Origin of the sequence: Streptomyces sp. L7, assembly GCF_050990935.1 — a bacterium.
Taxonomy (GTDB): domain Bacteria; phylum Actinomycetota; class Actinomycetes; order Actinomycetales; family Microbacteriaceae; genus Leifsonia.
Genome location: NZ_CP194644.1, coordinates 349,754 through 369,662, shown reverse-complemented (window position 1 = coordinate 369,662; position 19,909 = coordinate 349,754). Strand labels below are relative to the sequence as shown.

At 71.5% G+C, this 19,909-nt stretch carries 16 protein-coding genes and 2 pseudogenes; 6 read left to right on the top strand and 12 right to left on the bottom strand.

Translation table 11 applies throughout. The features are described 5' to 3' along the window. The first annotated feature begins 30 nt into the window (after window positions 1-30). The gene (locus tag ACR5MH_RS01850; RefSeq protein WP_433862216.1) at window positions 31-1,524 is read left to right on the top strand and encodes an MFS transporter; all 1,494 of its coding nucleotides are present in this window, start codon (window positions 31-33) and stop codon (window positions 1,522-1,524) included. A gap of 23 nt (window positions 1,525-1,547) precedes the next feature. Here ACR5MH_RS01850 and ACR5MH_RS01845 read toward each other — a convergent pair whose 3' ends face one another. Together ACR5MH_RS01845 and ACR5MH_RS01840 are read right to left on the bottom strand one after the other, a co-directional pair. Next, window positions 1,548-2,507 (bottom strand): DNA topoisomerase IB, encoded by a 960-nt coding sequence (locus ACR5MH_RS01845; protein WP_433862215.1) that lies wholly within the window; start codon window positions 2,505-2,507, stop codon window positions 1,548-1,550. Beyond that, window positions 2,504-3,409, bottom strand: a complete 906-nt coding sequence (locus tag ACR5MH_RS01840) for a Ku protein (protein WP_431350187.1) — start codon at window positions 3,407-3,409, stop codon at window positions 2,504-2,506. Before ACR5MH_RS01840 ends, ACR5MH_RS01845 begins: the two co-directional genes overlap by 4 nt. 86 nt (window positions 3,410-3,495) lie before the next feature. On the opposite strand from ACR5MH_RS01840, the gene ACR5MH_RS01835 reads away from it, so the two are divergent. Next, window positions 3,496-5,946, top strand: coding sequence for an ATP-dependent DNA ligase (locus ACR5MH_RS01835; protein WP_431350186.1), 2,451 nt, complete (start codon window positions 3,496-3,498; stop codon window positions 5,944-5,946). Here the strand turns inward: ACR5MH_RS01835 and ACR5MH_RS01830 are convergent. Then, window positions 5,933-7,504 carry a bifunctional phosphatase PAP2/diacylglycerol kinase family protein gene (locus ACR5MH_RS01830; RefSeq protein WP_431350185.1) on the bottom strand — a complete coding sequence of 524 codons (1,572 nt, stop codon included), beginning with the start codon at window positions 7,502-7,504 and terminating at the stop codon, window positions 5,933-5,935. The two genes, ACR5MH_RS01835 and ACR5MH_RS01830, sit on opposite strands and share 14 nt — an antisense overlap. Window positions 7,505-7,580: 76 nt before the next feature. On the opposite strand from ACR5MH_RS01830, the gene ACR5MH_RS01825 reads away from it, so the two are divergent. Both ACR5MH_RS01825 and ACR5MH_RS01820 read left to right on the top strand, forming a co-directional pair. After that, window positions 7,581-8,015 carry a hypothetical protein gene (locus ACR5MH_RS01825; RefSeq protein WP_431350184.1) on the top strand — a complete coding sequence of 145 codons (435 nt, stop codon included), beginning with the start codon at window positions 7,581-7,583 and terminating at the stop codon, window positions 8,013-8,015. Then, window positions 8,012-9,370: an MFS transporter gene (locus ACR5MH_RS01820; protein WP_433862587.1), complete on the top strand. Its 1,359-nt coding sequence runs from the start codon at window positions 8,012-8,014 to the stop codon at window positions 9,368-9,370. Before ACR5MH_RS01825 ends, ACR5MH_RS01820 begins: the two co-directional genes overlap by 4 nt. A gap of 69 nt (window positions 9,371-9,439) precedes the next feature. On the opposite strand, the gene ACR5MH_RS01815 is transcribed toward ACR5MH_RS01820, so the two are convergent. Both ACR5MH_RS01815 and ACR5MH_RS01810 read right to left on the bottom strand, forming a co-directional pair. Beyond that, the gene (locus ACR5MH_RS01815) at window positions 9,440-10,075 is read right to left on the bottom strand and encodes a putative glycolipid-binding domain-containing protein (protein ID WP_433862214.1); all 636 of its coding nucleotides are present in this window, start codon (window positions 10,073-10,075) and stop codon (window positions 9,440-9,442) included. Between the two features lie 74 nt (window positions 10,076-10,149). Further along, on the bottom strand, window positions 10,150-11,319 hold the full coding sequence (locus tag ACR5MH_RS01810; RefSeq protein WP_431350182.1) for a citrate/2-methylcitrate synthase: 1,170 nt from the start codon (window positions 11,317-11,319) through the stop codon (window positions 10,150-10,152). Window positions 11,320-11,370: 51 nt separating this feature from the next. Between ACR5MH_RS01810 and ACR5MH_RS01805 the strand changes: the two genes are divergently transcribed. Then, complete coding sequence (locus tag ACR5MH_RS01805; protein WP_431350181.1) at window positions 11,371-11,583, top strand: hypothetical protein; 213 nt, start codon at window positions 11,371-11,373, stop codon at window positions 11,581-11,583. Further along, a pseudogene (locus ACR5MH_RS01800) lies at window positions 11,583-12,574 on the top strand (citrate/2-methylcitrate synthase). The gene ACR5MH_RS01805 and the pseudogene ACR5MH_RS01800 overlap by 1 nt, the downstream one beginning before the upstream one ends. 7 nt (window positions 12,575-12,581) lie before the next feature. On the opposite strand, the gene ACR5MH_RS01795 reads toward ACR5MH_RS01800, so the two are convergent. The 7 genes and pseudogenes from ACR5MH_RS01795 to ACR5MH_RS01765 form a co-directional block, all read right to left on the bottom strand. Continuing rightward, window positions 12,582-13,241, bottom strand: a complete 660-nt coding sequence (locus tag ACR5MH_RS01795; protein ID WP_431350180.1) for a methionine ABC transporter permease — start codon at window positions 13,239-13,241, stop codon at window positions 12,582-12,584. Then, window positions 13,238-13,420: an NIL domain-containing protein gene (locus ACR5MH_RS01790; protein WP_433862213.1), complete on the bottom strand. Its 183-nt coding sequence runs from the start codon at window positions 13,418-13,420 to the stop codon at window positions 13,238-13,240. The genes ACR5MH_RS01795 and ACR5MH_RS01790 overlap by 4 nt, the downstream gene beginning before the upstream one ends. Window positions 13,421-13,806: 386 nt before the next feature. Continuing rightward, window positions 13,807-14,262 (bottom strand): annotated as a pseudogene (locus ACR5MH_RS01785) (methionine ABC transporter ATP-binding protein); the annotation flags it as partial. 2 nt (window positions 14,263-14,264) lie between these two features. After that, on the bottom strand, window positions 14,265-15,224 hold the full coding sequence (locus tag ACR5MH_RS01780; RefSeq protein ID WP_431350178.1) for a MetQ/NlpA family ABC transporter substrate-binding protein: 960 nt from the start codon (window positions 15,222-15,224) through the stop codon (window positions 14,265-14,267). A 244-nt stretch (window positions 15,225-15,468) separates the two neighbouring features. Next, a complete protein-coding gene (locus ACR5MH_RS01775) occupies window positions 15,469-15,888 on the bottom strand; it encodes a VOC family protein (protein WP_431350177.1) in 420 nt (139 codons plus the stop codon). 61 nt (window positions 15,889-15,949) lie between these two features. Next, window positions 15,950-16,363 carry a helix-turn-helix transcriptional regulator gene (locus tag ACR5MH_RS01770; RefSeq protein ID WP_431350176.1) on the bottom strand — a complete coding sequence of 138 codons (414 nt, stop codon included), beginning with the start codon at window positions 16,361-16,363 and terminating at the stop codon, window positions 15,950-15,952. A gap of 16 nt (window positions 16,364-16,379) precedes the next feature. Then, window positions 16,380-19,889: a TM0106 family RecB-like putative nuclease gene (locus ACR5MH_RS01765; protein WP_431350175.1), complete on the bottom strand. Its 3,510-nt coding sequence runs from the start codon at window positions 19,887-19,889 to the stop codon at window positions 16,380-16,382. Between the last annotated feature and the right edge of the window lie 20 nt (window positions 19,890-19,909).

The following is a 19,909-nucleotide window of genomic DNA, read 5'->3' as shown; positions in this document are numbered from 1 at the left end:
TCGGAGCGGTTCGCTCGTACTCTCCTGAAAATGAGCGTGCATTCATCCGATTCCCAGGGTTCGGTGGGCCTCAAGACCATCCGCACCACCATCCCGGCCCGGCTGGACCGCCTGCCATGGTCGCACTTCCACTGGCTCGTCGTCGTCGGGCTCGGCACAGTGTGGATCCTCGACGGCCTCGAGGTCACCATCGTGGGCGCGATCGCGAGCCGGCTCACCGAGAAGTCCTCCGGCCTCGGCCTGACCACCGCGCAGGTCGGCCTCGCTGCGGCGATCTACGTCGCCGGCGCCTGTGTGGGAGCGATGGTCTTCGGCTACCTCACCGACCGGTTCGGGCGTAAGAAGCTCTTCATCGTCACGCTCGGCCTCTACCTGCTGGCGACCGTGCTCACCGCATTCTCGGTCGCGCCCTGGATGTTCTTCGTGTTCCGCTTCTTCACCGGAGCCGGCATCGGCGGCGAGTACGCGGCGATCAACTCCGCGATCGACGAGCTCATCCCAGCCCGCCGCCGCGGCGTCGTCGACCTCGCCATCAACGGCTCGTACTGGCTCGGCACCGCGTTCGGCGCCGTCCTCACCGTGTTCCTGCTCAACACGGCGATCTTCCCGGCGAACATCGGCTGGCGAATCGCCTTCGGGCTGGGCGCGGTACTCGGCCTGGTCATCCTGCTCGTGCGCCGGAACGTGCCGGAGTCGCCGCGCTGGATGTTCATCCACGGCCGCGATGAGGCGGCCGAGAAGGAAGTCGCGGAGATCGAGCGCGACATCGAGAAGGAGAGCGGCTCGCAACTGGAGACCGTGCCCGACGACAAGGGCATCGAGATCCACCAGCGCCGGTCGACCGGGTTCGGCGAGATCATCCGGGTGGGCATCCATCAGTACCCGAAGCGGTCGATCCTCGGGCTGTCGCTGTTCATCGGGCAGGCGTTCCTCTACAACGCGGTATTCTTCACCTACGCGCTGGTGCTGACGAACCTGCTGAAGGTGCCGGCCGACATCGCACCGTGGTCCCTGCTCCCGATCGCGATCGGTAACTTCCTCGGTCCGCTGGTGCTCGGGCGACTGTTCGACTCGGTGGGCCGCCGGTTCATGATCACGCTGTGCTACGTCGGTTCCGGCGTGCTGCTCATCGGCACCGCGCTGCTCTTCTCCGCGGGTGCACTCGACGCGGTCTGGCTGACGGTCTGCTGGATGGTCGTCTTCTTCTTCGCCTCGGCGGGCGCCAGCGCGGCCTACCTGACCGTCAGCGAGATCTTCCCGATGGAGACCCGGGCGATGGCGATCGCGTTCTTCTACGCGGTCGGCACCGCCGCGGGCGGCATCATCGGCCCGATCCTGTTCGGACAGCTCATCAGCGGCGGCGTGCAGGCGATCGCGATCGGCTACTACATCGGCGCCGGTCTGATGATCGCGGCGGGGCTGGTCGAGCTGTTCCTCGGCGTGGACGCCGAGCGCAAGTCGCTGGAGGATGTGGCGGCTCCGCTGTCGGCGGGCACGCCGGCGCAGTCGGCCGCGAAACGGTAGGCGGCGAAGCGGCCGGCGTCAGCTCAGGAGTTCCAGCAGCGCCGGCTCGGGGCGCGGCCGCCGCGGGTGTCGATGACCTCCCCGGCCCGGTAGCGGTCGAACACGCGCGGGTCGATGTAGCTGTTGCGCGCGATCGTCGGCGTGTTGCCGAGCGCGTCCGCGGCCTCGGCGACGGCGGCAGTGACCCGCTTCGCACGTTGCGCCTCCTTGTCGGCCACCCCGAGCTCGGCGAGCGCCTGCGCCGCGACGATCGTGCCGTGCAGGGTCCGGAAGTCCTTGGCCGTGAACTCGCCGCCGGTCTGCCGCTGGATGTACTCGTTCAGCGATGCCGGACGGATGGTGTGCCAGGTCCCGTCCTTCCATGACAGCAGCCGGGAGCGCTGGCCGCGCGCGGCGACGATCTCCGCGAGCAGTGCGGCGAGGTCGGCGTCCTGGATGGTGCTCGCCCACTTCTGCGCCGACTTCGCGGGGAAGGTCAGGGTCACCTCGTCGCCGTCGATCGCCGCGTGCCGGCAGAGCAGCGTGGTGAGGCCACGGCTGCCGTTGGCGTGGAGGTACTCCTCGCTGCCGATCCGGAGGCTGCCGAGGTCGATGATGCGGAACGCCGCCGCCAGGATGCGGTCGCGGTCGAACCCCTCCTGCCGCAGGTCCATCGTGACCTTGCGGCGAGCGCCGGGAAGCGTTTCGGCGAGCTGGGCGGCGCGCTCGAACTTGATCCGGTCCTGACGCAGCCGCCAGGACTCGTGGTAGAGGTACTGCCGCCTTCCGGCCGCGTCCGTCCCCACCGCCTGGATGTGGCCACGCGCGTCCGGGGAGATCCAGACGTCCTTCCACGCGGGCGGGATGACGAGCGAGCGGATGCGCTCCAGCTCGCGCTCGTCCACGATGCGGTTGCCCGCCACGTCCTCGTAGACCGGACCCTTCGCGGAGCTGCGGCGGGCATAGCCCGGCCCGGACGGGTCGCTGCGGCGCAGGCGCGTCACGCGGGCTTCTTGGTCTTCGCGGGAACCTTCTTCGTGGGTGCCTTCTTCTCCTTCGCCGCAGGCTTCTTCTCGTCGGCCTTCCCCGAAGCCGCCGCCTTCGAGGACCCGCCTCCCCTGCTCCGCTCGACGCTGCGCTGCAGCGCCTCCATCAGGTCGATGACTTCGCCGCCGCCCTTCTTGGCCTCCTCCTGGTCCTCGCCGAAGGTCGCGGCGGTGTCGATGGTCTCGCCCTGCTCCAGCTTGGCGTCGATCAGCCTGCGCAGCTCGTCCTGGTACTCGTCGCTGAACTTCTCCGGCTCGAAGTCGCCCGCGAAGCTCTCCATCAGGGCGGAGGACAGCGAGAGCTCCCGCTCGGTGATCCGCGGCGTGGTCTCCAGCGACGGGAACTCGGCCGCGCGGATCTCGTCGTGCCACAGCATGGTCTGGAGGACCAGCACATTGCCGCGCACCCGCAGCGCGCCGAGCCGCGTCTTCTGCCGGAGCGCGAAGTTGACGATCGCGGTGCGGTCCTCGTCCTCCAGCGTCTTGCGCAGCAGTGCGTAGGCCTTCAGCGACTTGGAGTCCGGCTCCAGGTAGTAGCTGCGGTCGAACATGATCGGGTCGAGCTGGTCGTTCGGCACGAACTCCACGACGTCGATCTCGCGGCTGCGCTCGGCCGGCAGCGACTCCAGGTCCTCCGGGGTCAGGATCACCGTCCGCTCGCCGTCGTCGTACGCCTTCGCGATGTGCTCGTACGGGATCGTCTTGCCGTCGATCTCGCACACGCGCTTGTACCGGATGCGCCCGCCGTCGGCGTCGTGCACCTGGTGCAGCGCCACGTCGTGGTCTTCGGTCGCGCTGTAGACCTTCACCGGCACATTGACCAGCCCGAAGGTGATGGCTCCCGTCCAAATGGCCCTCATGGGACCATCGTGTCCGCGCTTCCGCGGAAACTCAACAGTGGAAGCGCTATCTGCCAGGGAGGGCACGGGCGGCGTACGGTGTTCGCATGGCGGCGGAGGACACCGAGACGGTCTCGATCGACGGGCATCGGCTGAAACTGACGAACCTCGACAAGGTCATGTACCCGGACACCGGCACCACCAAGGCCGACGTCATCGGCTACTACAGCGCCATCGCCGACGTGATGATCCCGCACACCCGCGACCGCATCGCCACCCGCAAGCGCTGGGTCCACGGCGTCGGCACGCCGGAGAAGCCCGGCGAGGTGTTCTTCCAGAAGAACCTGGACCCGGCCTCCACCCCGGGCTGGGTGAAGACGCGCACCATCCGGCACAAGACCAGCGAGAACACCTACCCCCTCGTGAACGACCGCGCGACGCTGGTCTGGCTGGCGCAGATCGCGTCGCTGGAGCTGCACGTGCCGCAGTGGCGCGTGGGCCGCGGCGACACGCGGCACAACCCGGACCGCCTGGTGCTCGACCTCGACCCGGGCGAGGGCGCGACGCTGCAGGACTGCGCGGAGGTCGCCCGGCTGGCCCGCGCCATCCTCGCCGACATGGGGCTCGACCCGCTCCCGGTGACGAGCGGGTCCAAGGGCATCCACCTCTATGCGCCGCTGGACGGCTCGCAGACCAGCGATCAGGTGTCCGCGGTGGCGCACGAGCTGGCGCGGGCACTGGAGGCCGACCATCCCGACCTCGTCGTCAGCGACATGAAGAAGGCGCTGCGCACAGGCAAGGTGCTGGTCGACTGGAGTCAGAACAACGGGGCGAAGACGACGATCGCGCCGTACTCGCTGCGCGGGCGCTTCCGGCCGACCGTCGCCGCGCCCCGGACCTGGCGCGAGCTGGCCTCGAAGGACCTGAGGCACCTGGAGTACACGGAGGTCCTGGAGCGGGTGAAGCGCCGTGGCGACCCGTTGGCGGACCTGTCGGCGGGGCGCGCGGCAACCGGGGAACCGGCCACGGCCGAGACCGACCGGCTGACGACCTACCGCTCGAAGCGCGACGCCGACAAGACGCCCGAGCCGGTGCCGTCGGTCAGCCCGGACGCCGCGGACGGGCGCTCGTTCGTCATCCAGGAGCACCACGCCCGGCGGCTGCACTGGGACTTCCGGCTGCAGCACGACGGCGTGCTCGTGAGCTGGGCGCTGCCGAAGGGGCCGCCGACCGACCCGAAGCAGAACCACCTCGCCGTGCACGTGGAGGATCACCCGCTGGAGTACGGCACATTCGCCGGCGACATCCCGCACGGCGAGTACGGCGCCGGCCACGTCGACATCTGGGACCACGGCGAGTACGAACTGGAGAAGTGGCGCGACGACGAGGTCATCGCGACCCTGCACGGGCAGCCCGATGGCGGCCTCGGCGGCGAGCCGCGGAAGTTCGCCCTCATCGCGACGAAACAGGGCGGCGACGAGAAGAACTGGCTCATCCACCTGATGAACCCAAGCACTTCCCCAGCCATCGCTTCCTCACTTCCTCCCGCAAAACGCCGTGTTCGAGCGGGAGAAAGTGAGGAACGGATTGCTGGGGAAGCCGTGTCGCCGATGTTGGCCACGCTGGGCTCCAGGGGCGACATCCACGACGAGTCGGAGTGGGCGTTCGAGATGAAATGGGACGGCATCCGCGCTGTCGCCGTGGTGCGCGACGGCGCCCTGCGCCTGACCACGCGCAACGGCAACGACATCACCGGCACCTACCCCGATGTGGCAGGCCTGGTCGGCCTCGCGGGCGACCACGACCTGGTGCTCGACGGCGAGATCGTCACGCTGACCCCGAAGGGCCGGCCCGACTTCGGCCTCCTGCAGACCCGGATGGGCCTCACCCGTCCCGCGGAGGTGCGCGCGGCGGCCGAGCGCGCGCCCGCCCACTACTTCGTGTTCGATCTCCTTGGGCTCGACGGCGAGGACCTCCGAACGAAGACCTACGACGAGCGCCGCGCCGCTCTGGAGGACACCCTGCGCCCGCCCAAGGACGACCCGGTGCAGGTGCCGCCGGCCTTCGCCGGTGACGTCGACCACGCCATCTCCTCCTCCCGCGAGCTGGGCCTGGAGGGCGTCATGGCCAAGCGGCGCGACGGCACCTACGCGACCGGCCGGCGGTCCCGCACCTGGATCAAGATCAAGCATCACCTCACGCAGGAGGTCGTCATCGGCGGCTGGACCCCCGGCAACGGCCGTCGCGCGAACGGCATCGGCGCTCTGCTGCTCGGGATCCCTGACGGCGACGGGCTCCGTTATGTGGGCAAGGTGGGCACCGGCTTCACCGACGCGATGCTCGACGACCTGGCGAAGAAGCTGGCGGCGCACCCGCGAACGACTCCCCCGCTGGCGGGTGTGCCCGCGCTCGACGCGCGCGGCGCGCACTGGGTGCGGCCGGAGTACGTCGGCGAGGTGGAGTTCGCCGAGTGGACGGGCACCGAGCGGCTGCGTCAGCCGTCGTGGCGCGGCCTGCGACCCGACAAGCGCGTCGACCAGGTCGTCAAGGAGAGCTGACCGGCGCGTACACGGCCAGTCCCGCAGGCAGGATGCGCAGGTCCAGGCCGTCGCCGGGCGTCGTGGTGGAGGCCTCCCCGTCGTGGGCGTAGCCCGGGTCCTCACCGCGCGTGCGGAGGGAGATCCGCTCCGCGGTGAAGCCGTCGATCACCGGAGGCCCCTGCAGGAAGGGCAGCCGCGCCACCAGCGTGTCGGTGCGCCCGCCGAACGCGAGCGCGACCGCGCCACGGGTCTTCGGAGTCCGCCCGGCGTCGAGGATGCGGATGTCCAGCAGGCCGTCGTCCAGCCGACGTCGTTCGATCGGGGCGACGGTGACCGGGTAGTAGCGGTCGACCCCGATGAACACCGACCAGACCGACCGGGGGCGGCCATCGACCTCCAGGTCGATCGGCGTGCTCTTCCGCACCACCCGGATGGCCGCGATCACGGCCGCGAGCGGCTTTCCCCAGCGACCCTCGTGCCGCTCCCGCTCGGCGACGAAGGCCGGATAGACGCCGACGGAGGACGTGTTGAGCACCGTCCGCGTCACGGCGTCGCCGTCGCTGCCCGCCGGGAGCCGCAGCTCGGCGACGTCCACGTGCCGTCCCGTGCCCGCCTCGAACGCGGCGAGCGCGACCTCCAGCGTGTCTGCTCCGATCGCTTTCGCGAAGTGGTTGAACGTGCCGCCAGGGAGGACGAGCAGCGGGAGGCCGGCCAGGCGCGCTTCGTGGGCCATCGCCGCCACCGTCCCGTCGCCGCCGGAGACGCCGAGCACCGCGGGCGGCTCCGCCGAGCCCAACTGCTGCTGGACGAGCGCGGCGATGTCGTCCCCCTCCTGGAGCTCGTGGACGCGGGCTTCGGGGAATCGCTCCGCGAGCAGGGGCCGCGGGTCCGGCCGGCCGAGCCCCGCGCCCGAGCCGGGGTTGACGACGATGAACGCGCCGGCGCCGCGCACGAGCACCGGGAGCCGGACTGCCGATGCAGTGGGGGCGCGGCGATACGCGGCCGGCCGGAGCCGACGGACCGCCGGACCCAGCGCCTTCACGAGCAGGGCCGCGCCCGCGCCGATGGCGGCGCCGCCCGCGACGTCCGAGAGCCAGTGCGCCCCGGTGTGCAGCCGCGAGTAGCCGACGCCGGCGGCGAGCGGGGCCAGAGCGGCGCCGGCAGCCGGGGAGTCGAGCGCGACCCCGGTCGCGAACGCCGCGGCGCTCGCGGCGTGACCGGACGGGAACGACGGGGAGGTCGGCGAGCGGTCCAGCCGCCGCGCCAGACGGATGGAGGCCGGCGCGGGCCGATCGCCGCCGACGAGCTGCTTGCCCACGACGTTGGCGACCAGACTGGCGATGCCGAGCGAGACGAGCCCGCGGGCCGCCGCCCGCGGCTTGCCGAGTGCGACGAGCACAGCGGCGGCGGCGAACCAGAGCTTGCCGTGGTCGGCCGCGCCGCTGAGCAGGCGCCAGAACCGGTCGGCGCCCGGCCCGGTCGTGCGACGGTCGATGCGGCGGGCCGCCGCCGCGTCCGTGCGGACGACGCGGCCGGGCAGGCTGAGCCGGGGCCTCCGGCGGTGGTCGGCAGACATGGCTTCCAACGTACCCGCCCGGTGCCGGGCCGGAAGCGTGCGCGGCCCCGCCCGGGCGGGCGGTAGGATCGTCGTCGTGACCACGCACATCATCGCTGAGCCCCGTACCGAGAACGAGATCGACGACGAGCACGGTGGGCTCGTCCGCAGCCTGAGCGCCACGGTGCCGCCGCTGCTCGGCAACCTGCTCGCGACCCTCGTCGTGCTGGTCACCCTCGTGCTGGGCGTCATCAGCCTGGTCGCGACCTGGACCGGCAACGCGCACGCGTTCCTGCCGCTGTTCCAGATGACGGTCGCCGGCACGGTCGTGTCGCTCAACGCGCTCTACGCGCGCCGCACTTTCAGCTACGTCATCACGCTGATCGGCGCGATCCTCTGGCTCTGGGTCTCGGTCACACCGTTCGTCCCGTTCTTCCAGGTCGTCCTGCAGGCCGTCACGGTCACGCTCATGCTGTTCGGCGTCGTCTTCTCGCTCGCCGCGGTGACGCTCAGCAAGAAGCCGCGCTTCTGAGCGGCGGCCAGGCTCCGGGCACCAAGGAGCCCGACGATACGAGCGAGCCTCGGCTCGCGCACGCCCGGCACTTCGTCGACCTCAGCCCGCTGAGGGAGTCGCCGGCGTTCGCCCGGCTCTGGCTCGGCGGCGCCGTCTCCGGCATCGGCGGCCAGATGACGATCGTCGCCGTCGGCCTCAACATCTACGACCTCACGCACTCGACTCTGGCCGTCTCGCTCGTCGCGCTGTTCGCGCTCGTGCCGATGATCGTCTTCGGGCTGTACGGCGGCGTTCTCGCCGACGCGTTCGACCGGAGGAAGGTCGCCCTCGTGACCGCCATCGTCGCGTGGGCCTCCACTGCGGGGATCGCTGTGTTCGCCTGGTCGCACGTCCAGGTGGTGTGGCCGCTCTACCTCCTCACGACGGTCAACGCGGTCGCCACGGTCATGATCGGCGCCACCCGGCAGGCGATCACGCCCCGACTCCTCCCCGCACGGCTGCTGCCCGCGGCGAGCGCGCTCGGCGGGATGAGCATGGGCGTGATGGTCACCGTCGGCCCCGCGCTCGCCGGACTCCTGGTCGCGAGCGTCGGCATCCCGTGGACGTACACGGTCGACGTGATCCTGTTCACCGCGGCGTTCCTCGGGATTTTCACGTTGCCGTCGATCGTGCCGGAGGGCGAGCGGCAGCGCGCCGGGCTGTCCTCGGTGCTCCAGGGGCTGCGCTTCCTGAAGTCGGCGCCGAACCTGTCGATGACCTTCGTGCTCGACCTGATCGCGATGACGTTCGGCCAGCCGCGGGCGCTGTTCCCGGCGGTGGGCGCGCTGCTCATCGGCGGCGGACCCGTGACGGTCGGCATCCTGACCGCCGCCGGCGCGGTCGGGACGTTGGTGTCCAGCGTCTTCTCCGGGCGGCTCGGCGGCGTCCGGTGGCAGGGCCGCGCGGTGGAGCGGGCGATCGTCGTCTACGGCGCCTCCATCCTCGGCTTCGGCATCGTGCTCGCGGTCGTCGCATTCAGCGGGACGGCCGGCGGGAGCGCGTCGATCGCCGACGCGAACCTCCCCGCGCTGATCGCGGCCACCGTGCTGCTGGCGGCCTCGGGCGCGGCCGACAACGTCAGCTCGATCTTCCGGATGACCATCCTGCAGGCGTCGGCGCCCGACGTCATGCGCGGGAGGCTGCAGGGTGTGTTCACCGTGGTGGTGACCGGCGGCCCCCGGCTCGGCGACCTCTACATCGGCGTGCTCGCGCTCTCCGGCGCGCTCTGGTTCCCGCCGCTGCTGGGCGGCCTCCTGATCGTGGTGCTGGTCGCGACCATCGTGCGCATCCGCACGAGCTTCCGAGACTACGACGCCCTCGCCCCCACCCCCTGACCGCCTGACGCCCTGACGCCCTGACGCCCTGACGCCCTGACGCCCTGACTTCCTGACTTCCTGACGCCGTCAGCGGGTGCGGATGCGGCGCGCGAGCCGCGGGTAGTCGATGACCAGGCCGTCCTCGTCCACGCCGAGGTCCGCCATGAACCCGCTGCCGACGCTCCGGAAGCGCACGACCGAACGGCCCGCACCCGCGTCGAACGGCTCGGCCGCACTGTACGCCTGCCGGCTCGCCACCACCGCCAGCGACGGGAGGTCGACCCACGCCATCGTCAGCTCGGTCTCCTCCAACCCCTCCAGCGCGCCGAGCCGGAGGATCGGCATCGTGTTCGTGACCGGGCAGAGCGCCAGGTCGCAGTCGAGCGCGCCCTCCAGGCTCTCCGGATCGGCGATCCCCGGGGCCGCCATCGGCTCGTCGTGGTAGCGGTCGTCGCCGTGCGTGTACGATTCGGCGGCCCAGCGGCCGTGGGCGTCGCGGGTGAGGACGAGCCACCGGGTGAAACCGCGGCCGTCGACCGCGACCGACAGCCGGGAGGTCACCCAGCCCGGGCCGGTCTCCAGCGCCCAGCTCGTGACGTAGTCCGTCGTGCGGGAGGTGCCGAGCGCGTCCAGCCGGTCGGGCGCGAAGGTGACGACCGCCGCCTCCAGCCGCTCCGGATCCTCGTCGCCGACCCACTCCACGTGCCGCACCGCTCCGCGCATCGCGTCCTCCGTCGCTCGTGCGGCCGCTGAGGAGGCCGCCCGAGCAGCACGATACGCCCCCGCACCCCTGTCGGTCAGGCGGCGATCGGTCTCCCGGGCAACGGCTCGGGCGCTGGGGGACCGACGTAGCGCGACGATGGCCGCAGGATCTTGCCGTCCGTCGCCTGCTCCAGGATGTGCGCGGTCCAGCCGACGACGCGCGCCGCTGCGAACGTCGGCGTGAACAGCTCGCGCGGGATGCCGCACAGCTCCATCACGACGCCGGCGTAGAACTCGACGTTCGTGTGCAGCCCGCGCCCGGGCTTCAGCTCCTCGAGGAGCTGCTGGACCCGCTCCTCGACCCGCACCGCGAAGTCCACCCGCTCGCCGCCGAAGCCCTGAGCGACCTCCCTCAGCAGCACCGACCGCGGGTCCTCGGTGCGGTAGACGGCGTGGCCGAAGCCCATCACCCTCCCGCCCGAGCGCACCGTCTCGGTGATCCACGCGTCGATGCGGTCGGGGGTCCCGATCGCATCGAGCGTGTCGAGCGCGCGGCTGGGCGCGCCGCCGTGCAGCGGGCCGGACAGTGCGCCGAGCGCGCCGTCCACCGCCGCCGCGACATCCGCGCCCGTGGACGCGATCACCCGGGCGGTGAAGGTGGAGGCGTTGAAGCCGTGGTCGATCGCGGCCGTCAGGTACGCGCTGAGCGCGTGCTCGTGCGCGGCGTCGGGAGTGCGGCCGGTGATCAGCCGCAGGTAGTCCGCGACGTGGCCGAGGTCGTCGCGCGGCTCGGACGGCATGCGCCCCTCGGCGTACGCGTGCAGCGAGGCCAGCAGCACCGGCGTGACCGCCGCCACGCGGATCGCGTCGCGCAGCCGGGTCTCCGCGTCCTCGTCGTAGACGGGCTGCATCCGGTCGGCGGCGGCGACCGCGGCGAGCGCCATCCGGAGTCCGGCCAGCGCGTCGCCGTGCGTCGTCAGCCGTGCGATCGCCGGCAGCAGTTCGGCGACCGGCTCCGGGATCCGGCGCGCCTCGGCGATCCGCGCCCGGAAGGCCGCCAGCTCCTGCACGGACGGCAGCTCGCCGAACAGCAGCAGGTACCAGGCGTCCTCGAAGGTGCGCTCGCGCGCCAGGTCGACAGCCGAGTACTGGCGGTAGTGGTAGAAGCCCTCGTGCCCGCGGACGTCGCCGAGCGCGGTGCTGGCGGCGACGACATTGGTCAGTCCGCGCGGGACGTCGATGAGGGTGTCGTTCATGCGGTCCATGCCAGTAGTGTGAACGTGGACGGTACGTACGTCAACGTTGATCGGATCAATATGAGCGACCTCCCGCGGCTCACCGCCGAACAGACCGCCGAGCGCCTCGGCGTCAAGCTCGAGACGCTGTACGCGTACGTCGCACGCGGGCTGCTCGCCCGCGAACGCACCGCGGCCGGGTCGAGCTTCGACGCGCTGGAGGTGGAGGCCTTCGCCTCCGCCCGGCGCCGCCGCACCTCCCCGCGCCGGCGCGCTCGGAGGGCCGGCCGCTGATGGTGATCGAGACGGACTTCGCGCTCATCGACGAGGGCGAGCTGTACTACCGCGGGCGCCCGGCCGCCGAGCTGGCCGGGCAGCCGTTCGAGGTCGTCGCGCACTGGGCGCTCACCCGGCGCTGGGATGCCTCGGTACGGTTCGTGCCCGGCCCCGGGCTGGAGTCAGCCCGCCGGGTCGCGGCGGCGCTGCCGGCGGGCGCGGGCGACCGCGACCGGCAGCTGGTCGCGGTGACGGCTCTGGCGGCGGCCGACCCGCTGCGCACCTCACTGGACCCGGAGGCCGTGGCCGGTGCGGCGGAGCGACTGATCGCAGGGATGGTGGCGGTGCTGCCGGAGAAGTCGCGAGCGTCGGGCGCTGGACTCGCCGCCGAGCTCTGGTCCCGGCTCTCCCCGCACCCCGCCTCCCCCGAAGCCGTGCGCACCCTCGATGCCGCGCTGGTCCTCCTCCTCGACCACGACCTCGCCGTCTCCACGCTCGCGGCCCGCGCCGCCGCCTCCGCGCGCGCGACCCCCTACGCCGTGGTCGTCGCCGGCCTCGGCGCGCTCGACTCCCCCTGCACGGCAACGCCAGCCGCGCCGCCCACCGGATGCTCGCCCGGATCGCCGCCGGCGAGGAGCCCGCCCGGGTCGTCGCCGACGCCGTGGTGGGCGGCCGCGGGCCGGTCCCCGGCTTCGGCCAGCCGCTCTATCCGGCGGGCGACCCGCGCGGGCGAATCCTCCTCGGCATGCTCGCCGACATCCCCGGCGCTGAACCCGTCGTGGCGGCCGTCGACGCGCTGGCCGCCGTGCTGCGCGACCGCACCGGCGCCGCGCCGAACGTGGACCTCGCCCTCGCCGCGCTCTCCCTGGCGGGCGGGATGTCCGACGACGCCGGCGAGGTGATCTTCGCCACCGCACGCACCGCCGGCTGGATCGTGCACGCCCTCGCCGAGTACCGCGAGCGCCCGCTCCGCCTGCGCCCGGTCGGCCGCTACACCGCGAAGGCCTAGCAGCGCCTCACCGCCGGAGCGCCTTCCGCGCCAGCGTGTTCCCCAGGAACTGCGCCGCCTGCACCAGCACCACGATCGTCAGCACCGCGACCCAGGTCACGACCCAGTTGTAACGCTGGTAGCCGTACGAGATGGCGAAGTCCCCGAGGCCGCCGCCGCCGAGGCTGCCCGCGACCGCCGACAGGTCCACGATCGCGACGAACACGAACGTGTAACCGAGGATCAGCGGGCCGAGCGCCTCCGGGATGAGCAGCGTGGAGATGATCCGCCAGGGGCTCGACCCCATCGCGCGCGCCGCCTCGATCACACCGGGGTCGATCGTGACCAGGTTCTGCTCCACGATGCGGGAGATCGCGAACGTCGCCGCGAGCGTCATCGGGAAGATCGCCGCGGGCGTCCCGAGGAACGTCCCCAGCACCGCCTGCGTCAGCGGCGCCACCGCGGTCATGAAGATGATGAACGGGATCGGGCGGACGAAGTTGACCAGCACGTTCAGCACCGCCGACAGCACGCGGTTCTCCAGCAGGCCGCCGGGCCGCGTCGTGTACAGCAGCACGCCGAGCGCGAGCCCGAGCACACCGCCGAGCACGAGTGTCGCGACGACCATCCACAGGGTCTGGCCGATGGAGGTCAGGTACACCGGCCAGAGCGTCGACCAGTCGGTCATGCCGCCACCTCCTCGACCTCGGTCACCGTGCGGAGTTCCGCGATCAGCGCGTCCACCGCCTCCGGTTCGCCGAGCAGTTCGAGGGTGAGGCTCCCGAACGACCGGCCCTGAAGGGCCGAGATGCCGCCGTAGACGATCTCGAACCGGACCCCGTGCCGGCCGACGGCGTCGGAGAGCACCGCGCCGAGGCGGCCGTCGTCGTGGATGCGGGCCGACACGATCCGGCCGTCGTGCTTGCCGCGCAGCCGCTCGATGTCGGCCTCCCCGGCTGGTTGCGGAGCACAGTGCCGACGAAACGCTGCGAGGTCGCGGTCTGCGGGTCCGAGAACACGTCGAAGACGGTCCCGAGCTCGATGATCCGGCCGGAGTCGAGCACGGCGACCCGGTCGGCGATCGACCGGACGACCTCCATCTCGTGCGTGATGACGACGATGGTGACGCCGAGCTCCGCGTTGACCCGCTTGAGCAGCGCCAGCACGTCGGCGGTCGTCTCGGGATCGAGCGCGCTCGTCGCCTCGTCGGCGAGCAGGATGGCCGGGTTCGTCGCCAGCGCACGGGCGATGCCGACGCGCTGTTTCTGGCCTCCGGAGAGCTGGTCGGGGTACGCCCACGCCTTCTCGGTCAGTCCGACGAAGGCGAGCAGTTCTGCGACGCGCTGCTTGCGCTCGTCCGGTGGCCAGCCTGCGACCTTCAGCGGATACGCGATGTTCGCGAAAACTGTGCGCGAGCGGAACAGGTTGAACTGCTGGAAGATCATCCCGATCCCCGCCCGCACGCTGCGCAGGTCGCGCTCGCGCAGCGTGGTCAGGTCGCGGCCGTCGACGATCACCGAACCGGAGGTCGCGTGCTCCAGCGCGTTGATGAGCCGCAGCAGCGTGCTCTTGCCCGCACCGGAGTAGCCGATGATGCCGAAGATCTCGCCGCGCTCGATGGTCAGGTCGATGTCTGTGACGGCGGAGACCGCCGCGTCCCCGGAGCGGAAGCTCTTGGTGACGCCGCGGAACTCGATGAGCGCGCTCACGCCTACTTCGCCGCCGCGATCGACTTCTCCAGCGAGCGCAGGATCGCGATGAGGTCGGCTTGCGGCTTCTGGACGATCACCGCGGTGTTCTTCGAGTCGGCGAGCACCGCGTCCTGCACCGCCTTCGAGTGGTAGAGGTCGGCGATCTTCAGGTAGGTCGCGTTGTCCTTGTCCTTCGCGCGGGCCACGAAGGCGTTGATGTACGGCTCGGCTGCGGAGCTCTTCGGGTCGTCCTGGAACAGCGCGGACTTCGGGTCGATGCCGGCGGGGCCGACGAAGGTGTTGTTGATCACCGCGGCGTCTGCGGAATCGAGCGCGGGCGCGGTCTGCGCGGCGTCGACCGGGAGCACCGTCACCTTCGACGCCGCCGCGTCGATGTCGGCCGGCGTGGAGAGCGTGGTGCCGCCGTTCTTCAACTTCAGAAGGCCGGCCTTCTGCAGCACCAGCAGGGCGCGGGCCTGGTTGGTGGGGTCGTTCGGGATGGCGATCTTCGCGCCGGCCGGGAGCTTCTCCAGCGACGAGAACTTCTTCGAGTAGAGCGACAGCGGGACGACGTAGGTCGACGCGATCGGCACCAGGTCGTGACCCGACTCCACGTTGTAGTTCGCCAGGAACTGCAGGTGCTGGAACAGGTTCAGGTCGAGCTGGCCGTTCGCGAGCGCCGGGTTGGCCTGGGTGTAGTCCCGGAAGCCGACGACCTGGATGTCGATGCCCTCCTTCGCCGCCTCCTTCTTGAGGATCGGCCAATACGGTGCGGACTGCTCCGTCGTGCCGATCTTCACCGCGACGGCCGCGCCCGCGGCGTCTGCCGTTCCGCTGTCGCTCGCGTTGACGGCAGCGACAACGCCCCCGACGATCGCGAGGACCGCGACGACGGCGATGCCGACGATCCACGGGGTCTTCGAGCGCTTGGGCTTCTCGGGGAGCGCGGGGACGGTTCCGGGCGGGGTGGCGTCGGACATGGCTGTGCCTCTCGTGAAGGGTGTGGGATGTGCCGGCGGACGGTTGGCGGCACATCGAGCCTTCCAAGAGGGGGTCGGGAGGGCAAAACGCGTTCCGAAATATGACGACGCCAGTCCGTGTCGTCAGATTTCCGATTTTAGGTGCGAACGCTCTGGCCGGTTGCGCAGGCCTTCGCGAGAATCGGGGGTACGTGTGCGCCGGAGGCCATTGGGGGACCTCCGGCGCACACCGCAAAGCGGCCGGTCACGCGGGCTGCGCCGCCGACTGCAGGATGCGCACCATGTTGCCCGACGGGTCGCGGAAGGCGCAGTCGCGCGGCCCCCACGGCTGGTCCTTCGGCTCCTGGAGCACCTCGGCGCCGCTGGCGCGCACACGCTCGAACACGCCGTCGAGGTCGTCCTCGGTGCGGAAGACGACGTTCGTCAGCACGCCCTTGGCGACGAGCTCCTGGATGGCGTCGCCGTCGGACTGCGAGCGGCCGGCGTACGGGTCGGAGAGGACGATCTCGGTGCCCGGCTGACCCGCGACGCCGAGGGTGATCCAGTGGTGGCCGCCCGACTCGACGTCGTTGAGGACGTCCAGCCCCAGCGCGTCACGATAGAAGGCGAGGGACTCCTCGGGGTTCGTGACGGTGATGTGCGAGTACTGAAGCGAAATGGTCATACGGCCACTCTAGGAACGCAGCGGACGGAGCGCTTCTCCATTCCTGCTCACCTGTTGCGCCTCAGCCCCGAACGGGCTTGGAGCGAACCGGCCGCGTCCGCTGCTTCGCGATGCAGTTGGGCATGGCGAGCACGGCGCGGTGCTCGCGCGCCCGGTAGCTCGTCGGCGACTCCCCCACCACCTCGGCGAACTTCGAGCTGAACGAGCCGAGCGACGTACAGCCTACGGCCATGCATGCTTCGGTCACAGTCATCCCCTCGCGCAGCAACGCCATCGCGCGCTCGATCCGCCGGGTCATCAGGTAGCTGTAGGGCGTCTCGCCGTAGACGGCGCGGAACCGGCGGGAGAAGTGCGACGGCGACATGAAGGCGGACGCGGCCATCGTGGGGACGTCGAGCGGCTCGGCGTACTCGCGATCGATCTTGTCGCGCGCGCGACGCAGGATGACGAGCTCCTGCAGTTCCTCCGGGGACACGCCTCCACCGTAGCTCTCAGGCCCGCGCCTCACCAGCGGCTTCACGCGCAGCCACGGCGGGGCGATCCGACACGTTCGGCTCCACCAGCCGGATGAACGCGCTGAGCTCGCCCACCCCGGCCGGAGTCGTGGGCAGGAACTCGGTCAGCTCGGGCGAGTGCACCAGGTACGCCGCCCACTTCGCGCGCGAGATCGCGACATTCAGCCGGTTCTTCATCAGCAGGAACGACATCCCTCGGGGCACGTCGGCGGCCGAGGACGCGGCCAGGCTGACGATCGCGACGGCGGCCTCCTGGCCCTGGAACTTGTCCACCGTTCCCACCCGGACCTGCGGGAAGCCTGCTGCGTCGAGGAGCTCGCGCACTTCGGCGAGTTGCGCGTTGTACGGGGTCACCACGATGACATCGCCCTGACCCAGCGGCGCGTCCTCGACGCCTGCGGCGGGGTCGCTCCAGGAGCGGCCGATCAGCGCGTCCACGATACGGACGACCGCCTCGGCCTCCTGCGGCGACGCCGTGGCGTTGCCCACGTGCTCTACCGGCACCGGGTGGAGGCCGGGCTCGACGCCGCCGAGCTCTCGGCCGCGGGCGCTCGGATGGGCGTGCAGTTTCCCCTCGTAAGCCAGCCGGGACACCGCCTCCGCCAGCGCAGGGTGCATACGCCGGCTCTCGGCGAGGAAATAGCCGAACTCCGCGGGGAGCACGTCGTGGCCGTCGCTCACCCAGCCGAGGGCGGAGCCGTCGACGGGTTCGGGATGGCTGCCCTGGCTGACCTGGGGAAGCTGCTGCGGGTCGCCGAGCAGCAGCAGGTTGCGCGCCGCGACGCCGACCGCGATGGTCGAGGCGAGCGAGAACTGGCCGGCCTCGTCGATCACCAGCAGGTCGAGACTCCCGCGCGGGATACGTGCGACGTTGGCGAAGTCCCACGCTGTGCCGCCCAGCACGTACCCGCGGCCCTCGCGCTCGGCCGCGAACTCCAGGTGGCCGTTCCGGCGCAGCGGCGTGAATCGGGGCGCCTCGGCCGCGCCGCTCGGCACCTTGCCGACGAGGGCGGCGTCGAGACCGGTGTCCACGACGCGGTCGAGCAGGTTCTCGACCACCGCGTGCGACTGGGCGACGACCCCGACGCGCCAGCCGTACTCTGCCACGAGCCGCGCGATGACGTGGGCGCCGAGGTACGACTTCCCGGTGCCGGGAGGCCCCTGCACCGCGAGGTACGACGCGTCCAGGTCGAGCAGGCTCGCGGTGACGGCCGCGATGCGCCCACTGCCGTCCTCCGGCCCCTCGGGTGCCAGCGCCCCCGACCGCGTGCGCGGCGGCGTGCGCCGGAGCAGGTCGATGGTCGCGTTCACGGGCCAGCGGTCGTTGTGCCGCGCCGCGAGCAGGTCAGTGCCCCACTCGCGCACCGCCTCGGCGAGCGGACGCGTGTTCGGCGGCGGCGCCGGGGTGAGCGCCATCGGGAGGTGGGGATACGCCGCCACGTCCTCCGGGAGCGTCTCGCGCACCAGCACCGATCCGTCGTCGGTGACGTCGATGACGGCGGCGCTGCGCACCGTGCGCGCGCCCGGCTGCGCCCGCAGCAGCCGGAACGGGCCGGGGTATTCGTAGAGGAGGAACGGCCCGGAGCTCTCGCTCACCCGCACCGCACTGCCCGCGCCCCATTGGCCCGTGAGCAGCAGCTCGCGCCGCTCCACCCGCTGGCCCTCGTCCAGATACCAGTCGCGCACGACGCGCACGGTCTCCACGACCAGCACGTCGCGGGTGTCGGCCCACTCCTCGACCGGCTGGATGAGCCGGGAGAAGTGACTCTGCCAGAAGCTCTTCTGCTCGCGGCGGTGGAAGTCGATCGCGGCCGCGGCGAGCGCCATCGCCTCCCGGTCGGGCGTGCGGTGCGGGTCGAGCGGGTCGCCGGCGAACCCGAGCAGGCCCGCGCGCAGCGGCGACTCCTCCGGTGCGGGCTCGGGCTCCTCCATCGGCGCGGCGCCGATCGGCACGCCTGCCTCGGCCGCGCGGGCGAGCAGCCAGTCGCGGAGTCGGAGCGTCGAGACGCAGTCGTAGCGGTTGTAGTCGCCGAGCGCGTCGAGCAAAGGCTGAGCCTCAGCGAAGCGGCCGAGCGCGATCAGGTCGCGCGCGTTCGCGTACTCGGTGATGGAGTCCGCGCCGTTCGTGACCTCGCTCTGGCGCAGTTCCGTGCCCATGTAGAGCGGCTCCAGTTTCTTGATGGAGTACGACCGCGACCCGACGCGCACGGACTTGCGCACGAGCGGATACAGATCGACCATCACGTTGTCGCGCAGCAGGCCGTCGACCTCCTCCTCGCCGACGCCGTGCCGTGCGGAGATCGACAGCAGGTGGGTCTGCTCGTAGGCCGCGTAGTGGTAGATGTGCATGCCGGGATACACGGCCCGGCGCTCCCGGACGAACTCCAGGAAGCGTTCCAGCGCCGCGCGTTCCTCCGCGAAGTCGTGCGCCCAGAATGCGGTGAACCGGGCGTCCTGGTCGACCATCCCGAACAGGTAGTCGAGGTTCCAGCGCTCCCCCGCGCCCTCGGTGTAGAGCGGGTCGCCCTCGAAGTCGAAGAAGATGTCCCCCGGGTCGGGCTCCGGGAGGACGGCGAGCACCGGGGCGTTGAACACGCGCACGGGCGGCGGCGCGCCCTCCACGGCCTCGAGCTGAAGCCTCGCCTGCTCGCGCAGCCCCGAGAGCGTTCCCTCGGAGATGCCCTCGACCGGCCCGGTCGAGCCCGCGAGCGCGTCGATGGTCGTGATGCCCGCCGCGGCGAGACGCTCGCGCTGGGTCACGCGCATCCCGGCGACCAGCAGGACGTCGCGTGCGGCGGTGATCTCCGCGTCACAGGTGTCGCACCGGCCGCACACCGTGAAGCGCGGATCGCCCCACTGCACCGGGCCGGGATCCGCGACGTGCGCGGCGATGATGTCGAGCAGCCGCGCGCGCCGCTTGCGGTAGACCGGCTCGATGTCGGACAGCCGGTGCTCGCTGACGGAGCCGTCGCCCAGCAGCAACTCGACCGTGCCGTCGACGTCGACGCCGGTGCGCCGGAGCTGCTCGGCGTAGGCGGCGAGCTGCAGAAGGGCGGTCACCCGCGCGCTGCGGGCGAGCTTGGAGTCCTGGACGCGGTAGCGGCCGTCGGGCAGCCGCACGATGAAGTCCGCGAAGCCGACGAACGACCCGTCGAAGAAGGTGGCCTGGAAGACCACCTCGCTCCCCCGCGCGAATGCGTCGGCGGTGCGGCGCACGGCCTCCGCGAGGCTCTCGGCGCTCAGCGACTCGGGCCGCTCGATCTCCGCGACGCCGTCGCCGAACCGCTCGCGGTAGCGCTCCAGGATGTGGTGCTCCTGCTCGTCGCCCAACCGCGACGAGCGCACGTACATCGGATCCTCGACCTCGTCGGTCTTCTCCAGCCGGCCGAGCTTGACGTCGAGCGTGCGCAGGAAGGCGAACTCGCACTTGGACGCTTCGGTCAGATCGCTGGCGCTGGTGACGATCACACCGTCGAGGAGGAACACACCGCTACGCTATCGGCGGC

Bases quoted from the DNA above. Each gene is read 5' to 3' on its own strand.
- ACR5MH_RS01815 (WP_433862214.1), bottom strand. From the start codon at position 10,075: ATGCGCGGAGCGGTGCGGCACGTGGAGTGGGTCGGCGACGAGGATCCG.
- ACR5MH_RS01835 (WP_431350186.1), top strand. From the start codon at position 3,496: ATGGCGGCGGAGGACACCGAGACGGTCTCGATCGACGGGCATCGGCTG.
- ACR5MH_RS01805 (WP_431350181.1), top strand. From the start codon at position 11,371: ATGAGCGACCTCCCGCGGCTCACCGCCGAACAGACCGCCGAGCGCCTC.
- ACR5MH_RS01795 (WP_431350180.1), bottom strand. From the start codon at position 13,241: ATGACCGACTGGTCGACGCTCTGGCCGGTGTACCTGACCTCCATCGGC.
- ACR5MH_RS01810 (WP_431350182.1), bottom strand. From the start codon at position 11,319: ATGGACCGCATGAACGACACCCTCATCGACGTCCCGCGCGGACTGACC.
- ACR5MH_RS01850 (WP_433862216.1), top strand. From the start codon at position 31: ATGAGCGTGCATTCATCCGATTCCCAGGGTTCGGTGGGCCTCAAGACC.
- ACR5MH_RS01840 (WP_431350187.1), bottom strand. From the start codon at position 3,409: ATGAGGGCCATTTGGACGGGAGCCATCACCTTCGGGCTGGTCAATGTG.
- ACR5MH_RS01780 (WP_431350178.1), bottom strand. From the start codon at position 15,224: ATGTCCGACGCCACCCCGCCCGGAACCGTCCCCGCGCTCCCCGAGAAG.
- ACR5MH_RS01830 (WP_431350185.1), bottom strand. From the start codon at position 7,504: ATGTCTGCCGACCACCGCCGGAGGCCCCGGCTCAGCCTGCCCGGCCGC.
- ACR5MH_RS01775 (WP_431350177.1), bottom strand. From the start codon at position 15,888: ATGACCATTTCGCTTCAGTACTCGCACATCACCGTCACGAACCCCGAG.